Source organism: Rhodococcus sp. IEGM 1307 (assembly GCF_030056915.1).
GTDB lineage: Bacteria > Actinomycetota > Actinomycetes > Mycobacteriales > Mycobacteriaceae > Rhodococcus_F > Rhodococcus_F opacus_D.
Map to the genome: position 1 here is coordinate 25,330 of NZ_JASHKW010000032.1, position 14,293 is coordinate 39,622.

At 64.7% G+C, this 14,293-nt stretch carries 10 protein-coding genes and 3 pseudogenes; 12 read left to right on the forward strand and 1 reads right to left on the reverse strand.

Annotated features, from left to right (window positions below):
* Positions 1 to 16 precede the first annotated feature (16 nt).
* From QM841_RS39495 to QM841_RS39520, 6 genes and pseudogenes are all read left to right on the forward strand, one after another.
* Positions 17 to 1,639, forward strand: coding sequence for an AMP-binding protein (locus tag QM841_RS39495; protein ID WP_283336238.1), 1,623 nt, complete (start codon positions 17 to 19; stop codon positions 1,637 to 1,639).
* 301 nt (positions 1,640 to 1,940) lie between these two features.
* Positions 1,941 to 2,372 (forward strand): GlcG/HbpS family heme-binding protein, encoded by a 432-nt coding sequence (locus QM841_RS39500; protein WP_283336239.1) that lies wholly within the window; start codon positions 1,941 to 1,943, stop codon positions 2,370 to 2,372.
* 208 nt (positions 2,373 to 2,580) lie between these two features.
* Positions 2,581 to 3,129: pseudogene (locus QM841_RS39505) on the forward strand (serine/threonine-protein kinase); the annotation flags it as partial.
* 53 nt (positions 3,130 to 3,182) lie between these two features.
* Positions 3,183 to 3,783 (forward strand): annotated as a pseudogene (locus QM841_RS39510) (peptidase dimerization domain-containing protein); the annotation flags it as partial.
* Between the two features lie 554 nt (positions 3,784 to 4,337).
* On the forward strand, positions 4,338 to 4,583 hold the full coding sequence (locus QM841_RS39515; RefSeq protein ID WP_283336240.1) for a helix-turn-helix transcriptional regulator: 246 nt from the start codon (positions 4,338 to 4,340) through the stop codon (positions 4,581 to 4,583).
* Positions 4,584 to 4,789: 206 nt separating this feature from the next.
* Positions 4,790 to 5,483, forward strand: a pseudogene (locus tag QM841_RS39520) (class I SAM-dependent methyltransferase).
* A 140-nt stretch (positions 5,484 to 5,623) separates the two neighbouring features.
* On the opposite strand, the gene QM841_RS39525 reads toward QM841_RS39520, so the two are convergent.
* Entirely contained in the window at positions 5,624 to 6,391 is a 768-nt protein-coding gene (locus QM841_RS39525) for a DeoR/GlpR family DNA-binding transcription regulator (RefSeq protein WP_283336241.1), read from the reverse strand.
* Between the two features lie 177 nt (positions 6,392 to 6,568).
* Here QM841_RS39525 and gnd point away from each other — a divergent pair, with 177 nt between their 5' ends.
* The 6 genes from gnd to cofC are packed head-to-tail and all read left to right on the forward strand — an operon-like array spanning position 6,569 to position 13,808.
* Positions 6,569 to 7,465, forward strand: coding sequence for a phosphogluconate dehydrogenase (NAD(+)-dependent, decarboxylating) (gene gnd / locus QM841_RS39530; protein ID WP_283336243.1), 897 nt, complete (start codon positions 6,569 to 6,571; stop codon positions 7,463 to 7,465).
* Positions 7,462 to 8,466: a glucose-6-phosphate dehydrogenase (coenzyme-F420) gene (gene fgd / locus QM841_RS39535; protein WP_283336245.1), complete on the forward strand. Its 1,005-nt coding sequence runs from the start codon at positions 7,462 to 7,464 to the stop codon at positions 8,464 to 8,466. The genes gnd and fgd overlap by 4 nt, the downstream gene beginning before the upstream one ends.
* A complete protein-coding gene (gene pgi / locus QM841_RS39540; protein WP_283336246.1) occupies positions 8,463 to 10,118 on the forward strand; it encodes a glucose-6-phosphate isomerase in 1,656 nt (551 codons plus the stop codon). Before fgd ends, pgi begins: the two co-directional genes overlap by 4 nt.
* The gene (locus QM841_RS39545) at positions 10,106 to 10,606 is read left to right on the forward strand and encodes a WhiB family transcriptional regulator (RefSeq protein ID WP_283336248.1); all 501 of its coding nucleotides are present in this window, start codon (positions 10,106 to 10,108) and stop codon (positions 10,604 to 10,606) included. The genes pgi and QM841_RS39545 overlap by 13 nt, the downstream gene beginning before the upstream one ends.
* 17 nt (positions 10,607 to 10,623) lie before the next feature.
* Positions 10,624 to 13,170: a bifunctional FO biosynthesis protein CofGH gene (locus QM841_RS39550; protein ID WP_283336249.1), complete on the forward strand. Its 2,547-nt coding sequence runs from the start codon at positions 10,624 to 10,626 to the stop codon at positions 13,168 to 13,170.
* Entirely contained in the window at positions 13,167 to 13,808 is a 642-nt protein-coding gene (gene cofC, locus QM841_RS39555; protein WP_283336251.1) for a 2-phospho-L-lactate guanylyltransferase, read from the forward strand. The genes QM841_RS39550 and cofC overlap by 4 nt, the downstream gene beginning before the upstream one ends.
* The last annotated feature ends 485 nt before the right edge of the window (positions 13,809 to 14,293 follow it).

The following is a 14,293-nucleotide window of genomic DNA, read 5'->3' on the forward strand; positions in this document are numbered from 1 at the left end:
AAACGGAACTTCCGCCATGACATTTTCGAGCCCTTTTCCCGACGTCGAGATCCCGGACCTCAGTGTCTACGACTTCCTTTTCGGCTCAATCGCCGATGAGGATCTCGATCGGGTCGCACTGGTCGACCCGAAGTCGGCGGCGGAGACGAGCTACCGTCAACTGATCGGTCAGATCGACGCCGCCGCCGGGGCTCTGGCCGCGCGGGGGATCGAGGTCGGCGACGTGGTCGGAATCTTGTCGCCGAACAACCGGGAGTTCGCCACGGTGCTCCACGGCATCCTGAGAGCCGGCGGCACCGCGACGACAATCAACGCCCTGTTCACGGCCACGGAGATCGCCAAGCAACTGACCGACTCGAAGGCGAAGATGCTGGTGACCATCTCCTCGATGGCCGACCAGGCCGCCGCCGCGGCACACCAGGTTGGCATCCCGGACGAGAACCTCATCATCCTCGACGGTGTGGGACAGGGAAAGTCGAATCATCCTAATTTCGTCGATCTGCTGGAGCCCAAGTTGGCCGCGCCGGAGGTGACCATCGATCCCGCCCTACACATCGCGGTACTGCCCTACAGTTCGGGCACCACCGGCGACCCGAAGGGCGTGGCCCTGAGCCACCGGAACCTGGTCGCCAACGTGGCCCAGATCAAGCCGCTGCAGGGCATGACACCGGACGATGTGGTGATCGCAGTGTTGCCGTTCTTCCACATCTACGGCATGACGATGTTGTTGAACGCTGCGCTTCACAGCCGGGCGCGGCTGGTGATCATGCCCAAGTTCGATCTGGTCGAGTTCCTGGAGAACATCCAGAAGTTCCAGGTCACGGCGGCCTACATCGCGCCACCGGTGGCGGTGGCGCTGGCCAAGCACCCGATCGTCGACGACTACGACCTCTCCTCGTTGCACACGATGATGTCGGGAGCCGCGCCGCTCGACGACGAGCTGGGCAAGGCGGTCGCGACACGGTTGGATCTGCACATGGTGCAGGGCTACGGCATGAGCGAGTTGTCGCCGGTCAGCCACCTCATCCCGTTCGACACCCCCGCCATTCTCGGTCGTGAGGATCCGCCATTGTCGTCGACCGGGTGGGCGATCCCCAACTCCGAGAACAAGATCGTCGACCCGGCCACCGGCGAGGAGGTCGCGATACCGGCCGAGGGACTGTCGCAGCCGGGTGAGCTGTGGATCAAGGGACCGAACGTGATGCTCGGGTACCTCAACAACGCGCAGGCCACCGCCGACACCATCGACGCCGACGGCTTTTTGCACACCGGTGACCTCGCACAGGTCGATGCCGGCGGTGTGGTCTACATCGTCGATCGGCTCAAAGAGCTCATCAAGTACAAGGGCTACCAGGTGCCACCGGCCGAGCTCGAGGCGTTGCTGCTGACCAATCCCAAGATCGCCGACGTCGCAGTGATCGGCGTGATCGAGCAGGAGACCGGCGAGGAGATTCCCAAGGCCTTCGTCGTCAAACAACCCGACACCGACCTGACCGAATGCGAGGTCATCGACTTCGTCGCCGACCAGGTCGCCCCGCACAAGAAGGTGCGGGCGGTCGAGTTCATCGACCTGATCCCGAAATCAGCCTCCGGCAAGATTCTTCGCAAAGATCTCCGAAAAACCGGCCCCGCCCTGTGATCGACGACGTGCGGAGGAGGTCAACTCCCAGACACCAGCGACGACGACGTCCACCCGTTCAACCTCGCACGTGCACACCGAGCGAGCGCAAGCCCGTCCGCACGCGAACAAAGAGCGACCTGAACTGGGCAATCCGGCCCGAGAAGATTGAAAACTCGAAGTTCACAAAGCCCGCCGAGGTATCGATTTCGCCCTGGTCCGGCAGACGGCGGCACGGCCACGGAGTTCGGCAACCGGGACTACACACGGCCGCGGAAGACCTGGCCTCGAAGTACCACTCAGAAGAGAAAGAGACACGATCATGACGTCACCCAGTTTCGCCACCAACACCATCACCCTCCGCGCGGCTAACGCGGCGATCGAAGCCGGTCTGCAGAAGGCACAAGAGCTGGGACTGGCCGTGACCATTGCGGTCACCGACCCGAACGGCGTACTCAAGGCCTACCAACGGATGGAGGGTGCATCGGTGCTGTCCACCGACATCGCAGTTCGCAAGGCACGCACCGCGGCCACCTCCGGATTCAACACCGGAGCATTCTTCGATTTCATCAAGACCGACCCGGCGCTGCTCCATGGCATGACGAATGTTCCGGATTACGCCGTCTTCGGCGGCGGCGAGCAGGTCAGCCATCCCGAACTCGGCGTGATCGGCGCGGTCGGCGTCAGCGGGGCCCATTACAGCGAAGATGAGCAGATCGCGCTCGCAGCCGTGGAGTCCGTGCTCACCGCATGAGAGCGACGGGATCGCGGTCCGGTGGGCCGATGCCACAGCCGGCATCGGTCCACCGGGCCACGGCCCAGCGCATCTCGGCGTGGTCGTCGCCGGCGATATGCTTGAGAGCACGCCATTGAGAGGTGAGTCCACGATTGCATCTGCGCTGGCCGCGCCGTCGGGACCAGCGCACGGGAACCACGAGCCGATGGGGTGAGTAGACCGTCCGATGGGTGAAGGTGATCCGCTCGACACTCAGCGGTATTCGCCGACCTCGGCCGCGGAGTTGGCTGGCACGGGCTTCGACGATGTTCAGGAGATCGGCCGTGGCGGGTTCGGGGTGGTGTACCGCTGCACCCAGTCGGATCTGGATCGCACGGTGGCGGTGAAGGTGCTCACCGTCGAACTCGACGAGGAGAACCGGGCCCAATTCTTCCGGGAGCAGCGGGCGATGGGCCAGCTGACCGGGCACCCGAACATCGTCAACATTCTGCAGGTCGGCGCCACCGACAGCGGCCGGCCCTACATCGTGCCCTACCACTCGCAAGATTCCCTCGACGCGCGGATCCGCCGCGACGGTCCACGGCCGTTGGATCAGGCGTTGCGGCTGGGGGTGAAGATGGCCGGTGCGGTGGAGACGGCGCACCGGCTCGGCATCCTGCACCGGGACGTCAAACCGGCGAACATCCTGCTCACCGAGTACGGCGAGCCGGAGTTGGCTGACTTCGGCATCGCGCACATCAGCGGCGGCTTCGAGACCGCCACCGGCGCCGTCACAAGGTGGCGCCCAGGCCGTAGACGTCGGCCGCGGAGCTCGGCGGATCCCCGGCCACGGTCGACCCGGTGGTGTTGGCCGCGATGATCGTGATCCGGTTGCAAACCGTGATCTCCCGTGAGACGGCGCCGGGGGAGGCGGCGGTCCTCACCGTCGGCAGCATCACCGCCGGAACCAAGAGCAACGTCATTCCCGACCACGCGGTCCTGCAGCTCAACCTCCGGACCTACGGCGACGCGACCCGCACCGCGATCCTGGGCGCCATCCGCCGGATCGTCGTCCCCGAATTCCAGGCCTCTCGGTCGCCGAAGGACCCGGAGTTCGAGTTTTTCGACCGATTCCCGCCCACCGTCAACGACCCGGACACCACCACCCGGGTCGCGGCCGCGTTCGCCGAGCATTTCGGTGACCGCAGTGGGGTGATGCCGATGCAGACCGCGAGCGAGGACTTCAGCGACATCCCCACCGCGCTCGGCGTGCCGTACACGTACTGGGGTTTCGGTGGCATCGACCCCGACCTACCGCACCGCGGAGCGGGCCGGGCGGATATCGGAGGATGTCCCGGTCAATCATTCGGCGACCTTCGCCCCGGTGGTCCAACCCACCCTCGACACCGGCACCGAGGCCCTCGTCGTCGCCGCCCTCGCCTGGCTCTAACCACCGCAGGCCTCGTCGCCGTCCCGCAATCAACGGAATCCGCGGAGGTGGCCTGCCGACACACCTCCGGCGCTCTCCAAGGGAGGGCCAGGCAATGACCGGCGACGAGGGCGTGGGACATCGGCAAGTCCTGTGGTTCGGCCGCCAGGACGTTTACGAACTCGGGCTCGTGGACCACGGCGATCAGGGTTGCCTTGGGGTTGGGCGGACCCGGGCCTGACATCATAGAAGCCTGCCTGCCCCTCGGCGGGGGTAGTCCTCGACGAGCCTTCGGTATCCGATCTCGCCATTCCTCCGTCGTCGTAGTGTGCTCCGCCCGGGCCGCCGGTGAGGGTGAGCCACCTCGAGCCTCTAGTCGCTCTAGTCCGGGTAGCCCAGCGTCCGCCGATCAGGGTGGCCTGTATCGCGTCGGCGGAGGGTGCAGCGAGTATGTCAGCGAGGGGCGCGCAGTCGTACCTTGCAAGGTATCGCTGTATTGTTAGCGACGTGGCTCGCAACCGAACGATCTCCCGTGTCGCCGGAGAAGACGAAGAACAGGAAGGACTCTCACGACGATGGCCAACCCACATCGACTGACCACCGATCAGGTCCTCGAGTTGATCAAGGAGGAAACCAGCACCGAACTGTCCGCCTCGACATTCCGCGGATACGTCACCCGTGGGCAAGCTCCGGCGCCGGTGGAAAAGATCGGCCGCACTCCGCTGTGGAAGCGTTCGGAGATCATCGAGTGGGCGAACAACAGGCCCAGCCAGGGCGCGCGCACCGACATCCCCAAATGGCGCCGCCGCCGCGCCGAATGATCACTCTTCATAACCCTGACATCTAGGCGGTCGTGAACTGACGAACCTGTCTGTCCACCAACGGATGCTGGGGAGAGTGTGTGCATGTGTCGGGAGGGGGGAGCCCGTGCAGGAATGTGGTACACCGAGGACGCCATGACCGCTACGATCGTCCACGGCTTGCGGGGGATCGGCTTCGCACATCAACGACACAGGGGAACACACAAATGGCAGCTGGTGAGGTCACACAGGCGGAGAAGGACGGAGCCGAAAATACAGCCGCGCCGTCCTGGCCGCCTACGACACGTTCGTGCTGAAGTGGAGCAACACCTACGCCTGGCGCTGCCCCCGCGAACGGCTCCTGACCCACTACAACACCCACCTCGGCGGCCGGCACCTCGACATCGGCCCCGGCACCGGCTGGTATCTCCGCCACGCCACCTACCCCACCGCAGCGCCCGAGATCACCCTGATGGACCTCAACACCAACACGATGGCAATGACCACCGGCCGCCTCGCCGAACGCGGCATCACCCCGCCGTGCACACCGGCAGCATCCTCGCCCCCATCGACCCCGCCGTGGGCGTATTCAATTCCGTGGCAGCGAACTTCGTGTTCCACTGCGTGCCCGGAACCTGGCCCGAAAAGGGGCACGCGTTCGGGCACATCGCCCAGGTCGTCGCCGACGACGGGGTGTTCTTCGGCTCCACCATCCTCGGGACCGGAGTACAGCACAACCTGTTCGGGCGCGCCCTGTGCGCCCTCTACAACGGGCCGATCAAGGCATTCGACAACACCACCGACGACGAGGGCGGGCTGCGCACCGCCCTGTCGGCAGCATTCGAGACCGTCGACATCACCGTGGTCGGAACGGTGGCGGTGTTCGCTGCACACCAGCCGCGGCGCACCGCAGCGCAGTAGTCGGGGCGAACAGCTGACACAGCGTGCAACTGTGCCGCGCTCGAGGTGTTCGTCACCGCTGCGCAGCAACTCAGGGCAGTCCCCCTAACGACCGCGTCGGCGGTCACAACGTCCCCAGGAATTACAGCTAGCCGCGTGGTTCAGTCGCCAGTGACACTCGCTCGGGCGACTTTGTCGCCGAACCATTCGGCCTGATCGCTCGGGAGTCCGGTGTCGGTGAGGATGATGTCGATCTCGTTGATCGCTGCGACTTTGGCGAGGGCTCGCTGCCCGAATTTGGAACTGTCGGTGACGACGGCGGTGTGTGCGGCAGCGGAGATGATGGCTCGTTTGAGTGGGACTTCGAGGGTGTTGGTGTTGGTGATACCTGCGATGGGGTCGATGGCGTCTGCTCCGAGGAAGGCCCAGTCGGCGGAGTAGTCGGATAGAAAGTCCACGGCGCGTTCACCGACGAGGGTGAAGACGGATCCGAGCAGCTCGCCACCTGTGACAAGCAGTCGGATGCCGGGGATGGTGGCCATATATTTCCCGATCCGGAGGTCGTTGGTGATGATCGTCAAATCCGCTTTGTGGCGAAGCTCGAGAGCGACTTGGTATGTGGTCGACCCGCTGTCGAGAATGATGGTTTGGCCATCGGTCACCTTCTGTGCGGCAAGACACGCGATCGCAACTTTTTCTCTTCGGCGTTCGGTTTCCTTCACCGCGTAGGGGATCTCGGATGACGCGCCGGTGGTGGGACGGGCCCCTCCGTGGGTTCGTTCGGCTTGGCCGGCACGAACCAGGGTGTCGAGGTCGCGCCGGATCGTGGACGTGTCGACTCCGAGTTCGAGCGAGAGAACTTTGGCCTCGACGTAGCCGTCGACCTGGAGGCGCTGGAGTATCTGACCTCGTCTTTCGGATGCTGACACGAAACTCTCCTGGGCGATCGGCATGCGTGGGCACCACGATTCTAGCGTTCTGTGCGCGAATATTGACAGTTCATCCGGCTGAACGGCATGATTGCGTGCACTCAATGCGCGAATTCGTGCAGCAGTGGGTGAGTGTGTCCCGCGCCGGTCGTATGAGCAATATCGAGGAGCTTCCCGATGCAGTTGGGTTTGGTAGGTCTGGGGCGGATGGGCGCGAACATGCGGGAGCGTGTTCGCGCCGCGGGTCATGAGGTCATCGGATTCGATGCCGATCCGTCGATCCGGGATGTTGAGTCACTTGATGAGTTGGTGGCTCGTCTCGCTAGCCCGCGGGTGGTGTGGGTGATGGTTCCGGCGGGCGAGCCGACCCGCTCGGTGCTCGTTGAGCTGGGCGGGCTGTTGGGGGAAGGTGATCTCGTGATCGATGGCGGCAACTCACGTTTTTCCGATGATGAGTTGCACGCAAATGTCCTCCGTGAGCGTGGAATCGGGTATGTGGACTGCGGGGTGTCGGGGGGTGTGTGGGGCCTGGAAGAGGGCTACGGCCTGATGGTGGGCGGTGACGAGGCGGATGTTGCGCGGGCGATGCCGATCTTTGATGCACTCAGACCGGCGGGAAGCCGGGACGAGGGTTTCGTTCATGCGGGGCCGGTCGGTGCCGGCCACTACGCCAAGATGGTGCACAACGGTATCGAGTACGGCTTGATGCAGGCGTACGCCGAGGGCTACGAACTGCTGGCCGCCGAACCCCGAATCACTGCCCCCGACGCTGTGATGGGGGCGTGGCAGAAGGGCACCGTGGTGCGCTCCTGGTTACTCGACCTTCTCGTCGCTGCGCTTCGGCAGGACCCGGGATTGAGCTCGATATCCGGATACACCGAAGATTCGGGTGAGGGCCGGTGGACCGTCGAGGAGGCCATCGCGCACGCCGTGCCGGTGCCGGTGATCTCGGCCGCCCTGTTCGCGCGTTTCTCATCCCGACAGCCGGACTCGCCTGCCATGAAGGCGGTTTCGGCTCTACGACAGCAATTCGGCGGACATCAGGTCCGGACCTTGGAGGCGGTGCAGTCATGATCAAGTTGGGTTACAAGGCGTCTGCGGAGCAGTTCGGTCCGCGGGAGTTGGTGGAGCTGGGTGTTCTGGCGGAGGCACACGGTATGGATTCGGCGACGGTGTCGGATCATTTCCAGCCGTGGCGGCACGAGGGTGGTCATGCGCCGTTCTCGTTGGCGTGGATGACGGCGGTCGGGGAGCGGACGGAGCGGTTGCAGTTGGGGACGTCGGTGATGACGCCGACGTTCCGGTACAACCCGGCGGTGGTGGCGCAGGCGTTCGCGACGATGGGGTGTCTGTACCCGGGGCGGATCATGCTCGGGGTGGGTACCGGTGAGGCGCTGAACGAGATCGCGACGGGTTTCGCGGGGGAGTGGCCGGAGTTCAAGGAGCGGTTCGCGCGGCTGCGGGAGGCGGTCCGGTTGATGCGTGAACTCTGGTTGGGCGATCGGGTCGACTTCGAGGGTGAGTACTTCACCACGAAGGGGGCGTCGATCTACGACGTGCCCGAGGGTGGGATTCCAGTGTACATCGCCGCGGGTGGTCCGGTGGTGGCCCGGTACGCCGGTCGTAGCGGTGACGGGTTCATCTGCACGTCCGGGAAGGGCATGGAGTTGTACACGGAGAAGTTGATGCCTGCGGTCGCGGAGGGGGCGGAGAAGGCCGACCGTGATGTGGCGGAGATCGACAAGATGATCGAGATCAAGATTTCGTACGACACGGATCCGGAGTTGGCGCTGGAGAACACGCGGTTCTGGGCGCCGTTGTCGTTGACGCCGGAGCAGAAGCACAGCATCGATGATCCGATCGAGATGGAGAAGGCGGCGGATGCGTTGCCGATCGAGCAGGTCGCGAAGCGGTGGATCGTGGCGTCGGATCCGGATGAGGCGGTGGCGCAGATCCGCCCGTATCTCGATGCCGGGTTGAACCACCTGGTCTTCCACGCTCCGGGCCACGATCAGAAACGGTTCCTCGAGTTGTTCGAGAAAGACCTTGCCCCGCGGCTGCGAGGACTCGCATGACACACAACATCACCACGACACCGCTGTGGCAGAAACTGTCCGATCACCACTGGGAAGTCGCGGCCACGCACCTTCGACAACTTTTCGACGCCGACCCCCATCGGGGCGAAAATCTGAATGTCACGGCCGGCGATCTCTACATCGATTACAGCAAGCATCGTGTCACGCGCGAGACGGTGGGCCTGCTCCTCGACCTCGCCCGGGTCGCCGGAGTGGAACGCCACCGTGAGGCGATGTTCACCGGCGACCATATCAACACCTCCGAGGACCGGGCTGTTCTGCACACTGCTCTGCGCGCGAACCCCGAGCGCGAGCTGATCGTCGACGGACAGAACGTGATCGAGGACGTGCACGCGGTGCTGGGGCAGATGGGTGAGTTCACCGATCGTGTCCGGTCCGGTGTGTGGCGCGGGGCCACTGGCGAGCGCATTCGTACCGTGGTGAACATCGGAATCGGTGGATCCGACCTCGGTCCGGCCATGGCCTATCGCGCCTTGCGTCACTACGTCGACGGGCCTGAGGTACGGTTCGTCTCCAATATCGACCCCGCGGATCTGCTGTCGAATCTGACCGACCTGGACCCGCGTACCACGCTGTTCGTCGTTGTCTCCAAGACTTTCTCCACGCTGGAGACGATGACGAACGCCTCCGCTGCCCGACGCTGGATCACCGGCGCGCTGGGGGAGGATGCGGTATCGAGCCATTTCGTCGCGGTGTCCACCGACGCTGCACGGGTCACCGCATTCGGCATCGCCGCCGACAACATGTTCGGCTTCTGGGAATGGGTGGGCGGACGGTACTCGGTCGGGTCCGCCGTCGGACTGTCGGTGATGATCGCGATCGGACGGGAACGGTTCACCGAGTTCCTCGGCGGAATGCGGGCGATCGACGAGCATTTCCGCACCGCGCCATTGGAATCGAATGCGCCCGTCATCCTCGGCATGCTCGGTGTGTGGTACTCGAGCTTCTTCGGTGCCGACTCGCGGGCTGTGCTGCCGTACGCGAACGACCTGGCCAGGTTTCCGGCGTACCTGCAACAACTGACCATGGAATCGAATGGTAAATCGGTGCGAGCGGACGGTACTCCGGTCGGAACCTTCACAGGTGAAGTTTTCTGGGGAGAACCAGGCACGAACGGACAGCATGCGTTCCATCAGCTCCTGCACCAGGGTACACACCTGATTCCCGTCGACTTCGTGGGATTTACGGAGCCGGTGGAGGATCTACCCACCCTCGACGGCATCGGATCCATGCACGATGTGTTGACCGCGAACCTCTTCGCACAATCGAAAGTTCTCGCGTTCGGCAGGACCGAAGCGGAGATCGCCGAAGACGGGACACCCGCCGAGCTCGTCCCACACAAGGTGATGCCGGGAAACAGGCCTTCGACAACAATCTTGGGCACGAAGCTCACGCCGTCGACGCTCGGGCAGTTGATCGCCTTGTACGAACACCAAGTATTCGTACAAGGAATCGTATGGGGCATCGACTCGTTCGACCAGTGGGGAGTCGAACTCGGCAAGACATCTGCTCTGGAATTGGGCACTGCCCTCTGGGACACAGACGGCGCAGCTTATGTCGGGGATAGCTCCACCGCAGGGTTGATACGCGCCTACCAACGGGCGAGAGGACAACACGTTTGTCTGCATTAGCGGTACGGCTTCCGTCGCCGAGCGCAGAGTCCTGGGATTGGCAACTGTCCGCCGCGTGCCGGGACGCCGATCCCACGGTGTTCTTCCATCCCGACAACGAACGAGGCGAACCACGCGCGAGTCGGATACGTGCAGCCAAACGTATCTGCCTACGATGCCCCGTGCGCGCGAGGTGCCTCAACTACGCACTCGAAGCCTACGAACGCCACGGTATCTGGGGCGGCTACACCGAGGAAGAGCGCAGGACGCTCCAAAGGATGCGGGACGTGGGGAGAGCACCAGATTCCTCTAGTCCGGGGAGTGACGACTGCGGCCGGACGTTGCGATCATCTGCTGGCGAGCGCACAATCCAATCCAATAGCGACGCGAGTTGCCCTCTGCGCGGTATGCGGGACGTCGGGGTTCTTGTGCTCGCTGGCGATACGCACGCTCTCGATCCAAATGCCAGCGAAGCGGGTCATCCTCCTGGTTCCTCGTTCGGAATGTAAAGCCGTAGACAGGACATGTGTTGACTGAAGAATGCTCAAAGGCCACATACATCGAGGCTTCGTCGGCGATGCGGCGGGTGTTGCGACGTGCCCGTGACGGCGCCACTCTGAACGTGGACGAGGCGACGACCCTGCTGCAGGCCCGTGGCGACGACCTGGCCGACCTGTGTTCGTCGGCGGCGAAGGTCCGGGACGCCGGGTTGCTGGCGGCGGGCAGACCCAGGGCTGTCACGTATTCGCGCAAGGTGTTCATTCCGTTGACCCGGTTGTGCCGGGACAAGTGCCACTACTGCACGTTCGTCACCGTGCCCGGCAAGTTGCGGGCCGAGGGGCGCGGCGCGTATCTGGAACCGGACGAGGTGCTGGAGATCGCCCGGCAGGGTGCCGAATTGGGCTGCAAGGAAGCCCTCTTCACACTGGGCGACCGTCCCGAGGATCGGTGGCCGGAGGCCAAGCAGTGGCTGGACGAGCGGGGCTACGATTCGACGCTGGACTACCTGCGTGCGATGTCGATCCGTGTCCTCGAGGAGACCGGGCTGCTGCCGCACCTGAACCCGGGTGTGATGAGGTGGGAGGAGATCTCCCGCCTCAAGCCGGTGGCCCCGTCGATGGGCATGATGCTCGAGACGACGTCCACCCGGTTGTTCACCGACAAGGGCGAGTGCCACTACGGCAGCCCCGACAAGGATCCGGCGGTGCGGTTGCGCACGCTCACCGACGCCGGTCGGTTGAGTGTGCCGTTCACGACGGGCATTCTGGTGGGTATCGGCGAGACCGTGCGGGAACGGGCGGAATCGATCATGGCGATCCGTAAGTCGCACAAGGCGTTCGGGCACGTTCAGGAAGTGATCGTCCAGAACTTCCTCGCCAAGCCCGACACCGCGATGCGCGATGCCCCGGACGCGGGTCTCGAGGAGTTTCTCGCGACCATCGCCGTGTCCCGGTTGCTGCTGGGCCCGGGGATGCGCATCCAGTCGCCGCCCAACCTGGTGTCGAACACCGAGTGCCTGGCGTTGCTGGGTGCGGGTGTCGACGACTGGGGCGGCGTGTCGCCGCTGACCCCGGACCACGTGAACCCGGAGCGGCCGTGGCCGAACCTGGACACCCTGGCCGAGATCACGGCGGAGGCCGGGTTCGAGCTCACCGAGCGCACGGCGGCGCAGCCGCAGTTCGTGCTGGCCGGCTCGCCGTGGATCGATCCGCGGATCACCGGGCACGTGCAGGCCCTCGCGGACCCGCACACCGGGCTGGCGAAGCTCGACACGACGCCGGTCGGGTTGCCGTGGCAGGAGCCGGACGAGTCCTGGGAGTCGGCGGGCCGGGTGGATCTGAACACCGAGATCGACACCGAGGGCCGCAACACCGAGACGCGCAGCGACCTCGGCAGTGCGTTCGGGGACTGGGAGACCGTCCGCGAGCAGGTGCTGGAGTTGAGCGGCCCGGTGCGGGTGGACACGGACGTCCTCGCGGCGCTGCGCAGCGCCGAGCGCGATCCGGCGGGCTGCACCGACGACGAGTACCTGGCGTTGGCGACGGCGGAGGGTCCGGGGCTCGAGGCGATGGTGGCGCTGGCGGATGCGCTCCGCAAGGACGCCGTCGGCGACGAGGTGACCTATGTGGTGAACCGGAACATCAACTTCACCAACATCTGCTACACCGGGTGCCGCTTTTGCGCGTTCGCGCAGCGCAAGGGTGACGCGGACGCGTTCACGCTGTCCACCGGCGAGGTCGCGGACCGGGCCTGGGAGGCGCACGTCGCGGGCGCGACGGAGGTCTGCATGCAGGGTGGCATCGACCCGGAACTCCCGGTCACCGGGTACGCCGATCTGGTGCGCGCGGTGAAGGCGCGGGTGCCGTCGATGCACGTGCACGCGTTCTCCCCGATGGAGATCGTCAACGGCGCCTCCCGCGGCGGGCAGAGCATCCGGGACTGGTTGACGGAACTGCGCGAGGCCGGTCTCGACACCATTCCCGGCACCGCCGCGGAGATCCTCGACGACGAGGTGCGCTGGGTGCTCACCAAGGGCAAGCTGCCCACCGCCACCTGGATCGAGGTGGTGACCACCGCACACGAGCTGGGTCTGCGGTCGAGTTCGACGATGATGTACGGGCACGTCGACAACCCGAAGCACTGGGTCGGGCATCTGCGGGTGCTGCGCGGAATCCAGGACCGGACAGGCGGATTCACCGAGTTCGTGCCGCTGCCGTTCGTGCATCAGAGTGCGCCGCTGTATCTGGCGGGCGCGTCGCGTCCGGGCCCGACCAACCGGGACAACCGGGCCGTCCACGCCCTGGCCCGGATCATGCTGCACGGGCGGATCCCGAACATCCAGACCAGCTGGGTCAAGCTGGGGGTCACCGGTACCCAGGTGATGTTGCAGGGCGGCGCCAACGACCTCGGCGGCACCCTGATGGAGGAGACCATCTCCCGGATGGCGGGTTCGGAGCACGGATCCGAGAAGACCGTCGCCGAACTGCGGGCCATCGCCGAGGGAATCGGCCGCCCGGCCCGCGAACGCACCACCACCCACACCCGACGGAACATGATCAGCTCCCTCCTATGATCACAACCGCGACCGACCACTACGGAGTCGTCGTGCCCATCCGATCCCTGAAAACGGGTAAGAGCCGTCTCCTCACAGATTCGGATGCACTGCGCCGGGAACTCGCGCTCGCGTTCTTCCTCGATGCGGTCGCCGCGCTCGAAGGCAGCGACGTTGTGGATCGGATCGTTGTGGTGTCGGACGACGCAACTATTCGCAGGTGTGTTCAGGCACGATGCGATATCGTGGCGGACAGTGAGACTGGTCTCGCGGCGGCAGTTGAGCTCGGTATCGCGCAGTTGCGAAACACACGGCATTCGGGGCCTGTGGCGATTGTCCTCCCCGATTTACCCTATGCGACGACAGATGCTTTCGACGCCCTGTTCCTCGCTGCGCGCGAACACAAACGAACCTTCCTGGCTGACTCCGCTGGCAAGGGCACAACGTGCGTGGCAGCAACGTCGGCGGACACGGTGGTCCACCGGTTCGGTCCGAACTCAGCCCGAGCGCACGCCGACGCCGGCCTCATAGCACTCGGTGTTCCAATACCTGAGTTGCGTTCGGACGTAGATGTCCTCAACGATTTATGCCATCGGCAGTTGCTGAAGCTAGGTACAGAGACCGCCAAAGTACTCAATCGCAGAAGGATCCGTATCTAGCGAACGAAGTCCACCTGCGAAAGTGCCGTGGCCATTGGACCAACTTGATCCAACGGCCCGCCACAACGAGCGAATATGGCAGGACTGCAGCGACTCGGGAACATCCCTGAAGCAAGCTCATCCGCTGTCCCACCACCACACCGCGGCGGCCCGGCCCAGGCATCGGTGGTGCCCATGCCCAGCGGGTCGACCGGCATGCCGATGGCATCTGACCGACGGTGTGAGACATTGAGATACTGCTGAAGTGAGGATTCTCAAAGGGCATGGTCAGCAGGTGAGCGATTGCCGAGAATGTCGCCGATCATGTGCCGAGAGAGCAGCCGGCTGACTGCGAAACAATCAGAGCCTGGATACTTGCTTCGAGGGTCTACACGGTCGAAGACCCGATTGGGTTCCATTTGCCTACCTTCGAGCGCACCGAGAGTCGAGCGTAGATCGTAGATGGCTGAGGGCGGGTGGCGCGGGCGCTGCCGTGCTGTCCTTTG

Bases quoted from the DNA above. Each gene is read 5' to 3' on its own strand.
- QM841_RS39495 (WP_283336238.1), top strand. From the start codon at position 17: ATGACATTTTCGAGCCCTTTTCCCGACGTCGAGATCCCGGACCTCAGT.
- QM841_RS39500 (WP_283336239.1), top strand. From the start codon at position 1,941: ATGACGTCACCCAGTTTCGCCACCAACACCATCACCCTCCGCGCGGCT.
- QM841_RS39515 (WP_283336240.1), top strand. From the start codon at position 4,338: ATGGCCAACCCACATCGACTGACCACCGATCAGGTCCTCGAGTTGATC.
- gnd (WP_283336243.1), top strand. From the start codon at position 6,569: ATGCAGTTGGGTTTGGTAGGTCTGGGGCGGATGGGCGCGAACATGCGG.
- fgd (WP_283336245.1), top strand. From the start codon at position 7,462: ATGATCAAGTTGGGTTACAAGGCGTCTGCGGAGCAGTTCGGTCCGCGG.
- pgi (WP_283336246.1), top strand. From the start codon at position 8,463: ATGACACACAACATCACCACGACACCGCTGTGGCAGAAACTGTCCGAT.
- cofC (WP_283336251.1), top strand. From the start codon at position 13,167: ATGATCACAACCGCGACCGACCACTACGGAGTCGTCGTGCCCATCCGA.